Source organism: Streptomyces sp. NPDC058691 (genome assembly GCF_042714775.1).
Taxonomy (GTDB): Bacteria; Actinomycetota; Actinomycetes; order Streptomycetales; family Streptomycetaceae; genus Actinacidiphila.
Map to the genome: position 1 here is coordinate 1 of NZ_JBHXSO010000133.1, position 5,090 is coordinate 5,090.

Genomic DNA, 5,090 nt, shown 5'->3' on the forward strand with positions numbered 1-5,090 from the left:
ACCTCGTCGACGGCCTTGCGGCCCTCGGCCGGGTCCAGGTCGAACAGGAACGGCGGCTTCGCGGTCGCCGCCGCGAAATCCGCCGCGGCGGGCTCGAGGACCGGCGACGTTGGGGTGTACTGCTCGGACACGGAATGCTCCTTCGGGGGAACAAAGTCGGGAAAGGCGTCTCTCTGGCTTAGTGCGCAATCCCAAATCTGGTTGGACGAGTTGAAACTGTTCCGCACCGGTTCTGGGCGATCCCCATCCTGCTCCGGTCGGCGTCGATAGGCGAGCCGGTCGATTCCGGCCCCCCATCAATGATTCGGATGCTGTCAGAGACGCGGGAAGACACGCTTATGTCATGTGACCGATTCAGATGCTGTCAGAGACGCGGGAAGACACGCTGGACGCGGGCGCAGTCATGTACATCGGGTGACCAGGACGGCCACGTCGTCGGTGTGGTCCACCGCAACCACGGCGTCGAGGACGCGGTCGGCGGTCTTCGGCGTTCAGTCCGTCGCGGAGGGCTGCGCCGACCAGTGTTCCGGCCCGCTCCAGTCCGGCTTCCAGCGTCAGGCCCGGTCCTTCGTCCACGCAGTCGGTGACCATGACCAGCGCGCTGTCCTTGACTTCACCCACGTCTGCTGCGGGATCCCCGCAAATGAGTGACGTGCAACGTGCGGGAAAGTGCGCGTGACCTCTACGGAGTGAGAGAGCTATGAATGGTCTATCGCCAGCCTCGCACCCCCCGTTGAGGCGATCGCCATGTTCCCCGCCACGCTTTTTCTGTTGGCCGGTTCGCCGGATACGCCGCGCAGGCTCAGTAACACTTCGCAGTCGCCCGCGTCACGGCGGCTGAGGTGTCGGTTCCACGGCCGCCGAGACGGCAGCGCTATCTGGGCTAGCCGCCACCTTGGTAGGCGTCCGGCGTACGGCTTTTCGGGCCGCGAAGACGGTGGAGGCACTGGTCCCATGTGCATCGATTCTCAGGGAGCTACAGATGGATACCTCGGATGAACTCCTTCGAAGGGCCGACCCGGCGGCTCTTCTGACGCTGGACGGTGTCATCAGCGGTCTCAATCCTGCGATGGCCACGGCGCTCGGCAGGGCGGCGGAGCAGTGCCTGGGACATGGCTTTGTTGATCTGTGGCCCGCAAGCCAAAGGATCTCGGCCAGGAGTCTCGTGCTCCACGCCGCCACGGCGGAGACGGTCGCGATGCGGGTGCTCGACTTCCCCGGGCCGGGTGCAGCCTCAATCGCCTGCCTGATCGAGGCGAGGCAAGTGAAGGATTCCGCAACTGGCGAGCATCTGGTGTGGGTGCACGCACTGAACGCGCAGAACGACCTGAACAGCCTGCTGATCCCGTTCCGGCTGGCCACTGCGGCCGCCAACCTCGGCCTGTGGATGTATTCAGCCCATGAGCGTCAGCTGGAGTGGCTCGGTGGTGCACCCGATGTGGTCGCGCTCTTCCCGGATCCCACCACGTCGATGGCCAGCGTCATGTCGTCGGTCCACCCTGATGACCGGGAAGCCTTTCGGCAGCTGGGGCGCTCGGCTTCCGGCCAGTCCCCCTGGGTGAGGTTGCGGTACCTCACCCAGCACGATGGCTGGCATCAACTGGCCGTTCAGACCCGTCGGATCCGGCTGGGGTATGGCGGCCCCGAGCGGATCTTCGGGTTGGTCCGCGACGACACCAAGCAGGAGAAGAGCAAGGAGAGGGTGCAGGCCGCGCTGACTGCCGAGCGGCAGCGTGCCAAGGAGATCGCCGAATTTTCCTCCGCCTTGATCAGCGCGGCCACGGAGCAGGAGTTGCGGCAGGTCGTCCTGACCCGGCTCGCCGCGACCTTCGGTGCCAGTGGTGCCCTGCTCGCACTTGTCGATGAAGATCGCCTGCACATTTCCACCGATGCCGGGATAGCCATCTGGGAGGTCGAGGTCATGCACGGCATGTCGCTGGACCATCCGAGCCCGCTGCCCGAAGCGATCCGCACTGGCAAGTCTCACTTCATCCCCGACCGGAAGGACTACATCCGCCGCTGGCCCCACGCGGCCCAATTCCCGCGGCTCGCCCGGCTCGGCTCGGACTACGCCGTCTCGATCACCCCCCTCAGCGAGGCCGGCAATCAACCCGTCGGAGGATGGCTGGTGACCTACGCCAACGGATACCGGCCGTCCTTGGACGAGCGGACCCTCATGGGTACGCTGGCCGACCTGGCAGGCCAGGCGCTGAGGCGCATCCGGTTGCAGCAGGCACGCGTCGAGCTGGCCTCGGCGCTGCAGCAGACCATGCTCCCCACACTGCCCGAGCACCTCCCGGGCCTGGAGGTCGCCGCCCGCTACCGGCCCAGCCGCCACGAGCTGGACATAGGCGGGGACTGGTACGACGCCTTCGTCATGCCCGGCGGCACGGTCGCCGTGGAGATCGGCGACGTTCAAGGGCACGACGTGGACGCCGCCGCTTTCATGGGGCAGGTGCGCTTGTTCATGCGCGCGATCGCCGACCAAGAACGGGATCCGGGGACCGTGCTGAGGCGCACCAACGAGTTGCTTGTCGCGATGGATCCGCCACGCTTCGCCAGCTGCACGATGCTGCACATCGATCCACGCGACGGAGAGGTCTCCGGCACCAGCGCCGGCCACGTGCCGGTGCTGCGCGCTTGCAGAGATGGCAGCCACGACGTCGTCAAGCTGCCTGGCGGGCCCGTCCTGGGAGTCCTGCCCGGCATGGACTACGCAGAGGAGGCCTTCACCCTGGACGAGGACAGCGCGCTGGTCATGGTCACCGATGGTGTGGTCGAAGGACCGGGCCTGACGCTGGAGGCAGGGCTGGAGCGGGCCGGAACACTGGCCGGCGCAGCCCTCCGCGACGGACTGAACGCCGAGGAGACCGCCGACCGCGTCCTCGACGCCGCGGTCGCGGTGGACCACGCCGACGACGTGGCCGTGCTGGTCATCCGCCGGGGAGCGACACTCGCCCAGAAGTAACCCGGGGTTCCGGCGACGCACCTACCGGGCACAAGGCTGAACCCCATCGCGTCGCCTGATTCTCATCTGTGGCAGCGTGTCCGATGCGTGCCCGTAGCCAGGGCCACCGAGGGGGAAGGCCTTACAGCCACTCCTCCTCGACGATGGTCCGGGTGGTGTGCAGCTTGTGGATCTTCCATTCGCCGTCGACCTTGACGTAGTCGTGGTGCATGTGGCCCCAGCCCTTGAAGTTCACGACCGGGGTTTTGACGTAGTCGTGCAGGCACCAGGTCGCGCGCGCCGTGTTCTCGTCGATAACGGTGATGTCCGGCAGAGTCATCTGGTGGGCGCTGTGGACACCCCCCATGTAGGGGACAAGGCCGTTGACGTACGTGTCACGGCCGGTGATCTTCATCACGGGGTCGGCGTCCGGGGTTGCTCGGGGCGCGGCGTCGATGAGGATCTCGATGTCCTCATGGAGCAGCGTGGCGAACTTGTCCCACTGCTGCGTGTCGCCCCAGGTGGAGTAGTGCGCCATCAGCACCTTCAAGCGCTCGATCTCCACCAGTTCAGTCGTCCTGTCCATTCGGGGCACCTTTCGTCCATGCCGCGGCTCCGCAAGCGCGGGCAGCGGCTGTTAACCACTTGGTTAACAGGAACACAGGGCGAACCACGTCGTCAACTAACCGGTTAATGAAATAGAGTGCCCGCATGGCAGGCAACGCAGCGGAGACACGAAGCCGCCTCCTCGAGGCGGCCACGGCAGAGTTCGCCGAGCGGGGGATCGCAGGCGCGCGCACGGACCGTATCGCTGCCGCCGCGGGCTGCAACAAGGCGCTCATCTTTCATTACTTCACGAGCAAGGACGCCCTGTTCGACGTCGTCTTCAACGCCGCGGTCGTGGAGCCCGTGTGCAACGAGCCGATCGACGCAGAGAACCTGGCCGAGTACGCCGGCCGCGTGTACGACAGTTACACCGCCAATCCGGCGCGTGCCCGGCTCGCGACGTGGTACCAGCTCGAACGAGCTGACACCGGCACCTTGCTCGAGGCCATCACCCAGAACGTCCAGGAGAAGGCGACCGCGATCGCCGAGGCGCAGAAATCCGGGCAGGTGTCGTCTCACCTGGCATCGATGGATCTGCTTGCCGTGGTGCTGCACATGGCGATGCTCTGGTCGTCGACGGGCCCCGAGCTTGAGGCCCTGAGCGACAAGGACACCAGCCATCGCAGGCAGGTCGTGGTGGCCGCCGTCGCAGCACTGCTGGCCGCCTAGCACGGCCGTCGCAAGCGTCGCCAATGCGGCGAGATGAATCGCTCCGGGTTCGGTGCAGAGCGCTGAACCTTGGAAGGATGCGCTCATGCCGGCGCAGAGGAAGTACCCAGCGGAACTGATCGAGCGGGCCGTGCGGATGGTCGCCGAGAAGCAGAGGCAGTCCCCAGGGCGCTCGGGGATCATCCGGGAGGTTGGGGATCTTCTCGGGATACATCCCGAGGCCCTGCGGCACTGGGTGAAGAAGGCCGAGGCCCAGGCCGACCCGCAGGCGGTTTCCGCCCAGCAGGAGCGTGAGCGGATCAGGGAACTGGAGAAAGAGGTCACCGAGCTGCGGCGGGCGAATGAGATCCTCAAGGCCGCGGCCGTTTTTTTCGCCTCCGAACTCGACCCGAAGCCGCCGCGCTGATCCGTTTCATCGATGCCCACCGCGAACGGTTCGGCGTCGAGGCGATCTGCCGCACCCTGACCTGGGCCGGCACCCCCGCCTCGGCCTCCACCTACTACGCGGCCAAGCGCCGGCATCCCTCCGCGCGGTCGGTGCGCGATGCCGAGTTGATCCAGGAGATCCGGCGGATCCACCAGGCTAACTATGGCGTCTACGGGGCGCGGAAGGTCTGGCATCAGTTACGGCGCGAGGGCACCGAGGTCGCCCGGTGCACCGTTGAACGTCTGATGCGCCAGGCAGGCCTGACCGGTGCGGTCCGCGGACGACGGATACGGACCACCACCCCGGGCAAGGATGGCCGCCGGGCGGGTGACCTGGTCAACCGTGACTTTGAACCGTTCCGGGTTTGGTGTCGAGCGGGATGTCACGCGCTGACGGGTTCGTCGGCGTGGGTGTGTTGGTGATGGTAGGCGTCTTCGTACT

At 66.4% G+C, this 5,090-nt stretch carries 5 protein-coding genes and 1 pseudogene; 4 read left to right on the forward strand and 2 right to left on the reverse strand.

Annotated elements, in window-relative coordinates; translation table 11 throughout:
• A pseudogene (locus ACFWVC_RS38480) lies at positions 1-131 on the reverse strand (esterase); the annotation flags it as partial.
• A gap of 851 nt (positions 132-982) precedes the next feature.
• Between ACFWVC_RS38480 and ACFWVC_RS38485 the strand changes: the two are divergent.
• On the forward strand, positions 983-2,968 hold the full coding sequence (locus tag ACFWVC_RS38485; RefSeq protein WP_384299448.1) for a SpoIIE family protein phosphatase: 1,986 nt from the start codon (positions 983-985) through the stop codon (positions 2,966-2,968).
• A gap of 121 nt (positions 2,969-3,089) precedes the next feature.
• Here ACFWVC_RS38485 and ACFWVC_RS38490 read toward each other — a convergent pair whose 3' ends face one another.
• Complete coding sequence (locus ACFWVC_RS38490) at positions 3,090-3,533, reverse strand: nuclear transport factor 2 family protein (protein WP_384299457.1); 444 nt, start codon at positions 3,531-3,533, stop codon at positions 3,090-3,092.
• A gap of 125 nt (positions 3,534-3,658) precedes the next feature.
• On the opposite strand from ACFWVC_RS38490, the gene ACFWVC_RS38495 reads away from it, so the two are divergent.
• From ACFWVC_RS38495 to ACFWVC_RS38505, 3 genes are all read left to right on the forward strand, one after another.
• Positions 3,659-4,222, forward strand: coding sequence for a TetR family transcriptional regulator (locus ACFWVC_RS38495; RefSeq protein ID WP_384299465.1), 564 nt, complete (start codon positions 3,659-3,661; stop codon positions 4,220-4,222).
• An 85-nt stretch (positions 4,223-4,307) separates the two neighbouring features.
• Positions 4,308-4,628, forward strand: coding sequence for a transposase (locus tag ACFWVC_RS38500; RefSeq protein ID WP_384299471.1), 321 nt, complete (start codon positions 4,308-4,310; stop codon positions 4,626-4,628).
• Between the two features lie 131 nt (positions 4,629-4,759).
• A complete protein-coding gene (locus ACFWVC_RS38505; protein WP_384299478.1) occupies positions 4,760-5,071 on the forward strand; it encodes an IS3 family transposase in 312 nt (103 codons plus the stop codon).
• Positions 5,072-5,090 lie beyond the last annotated feature (19 nt).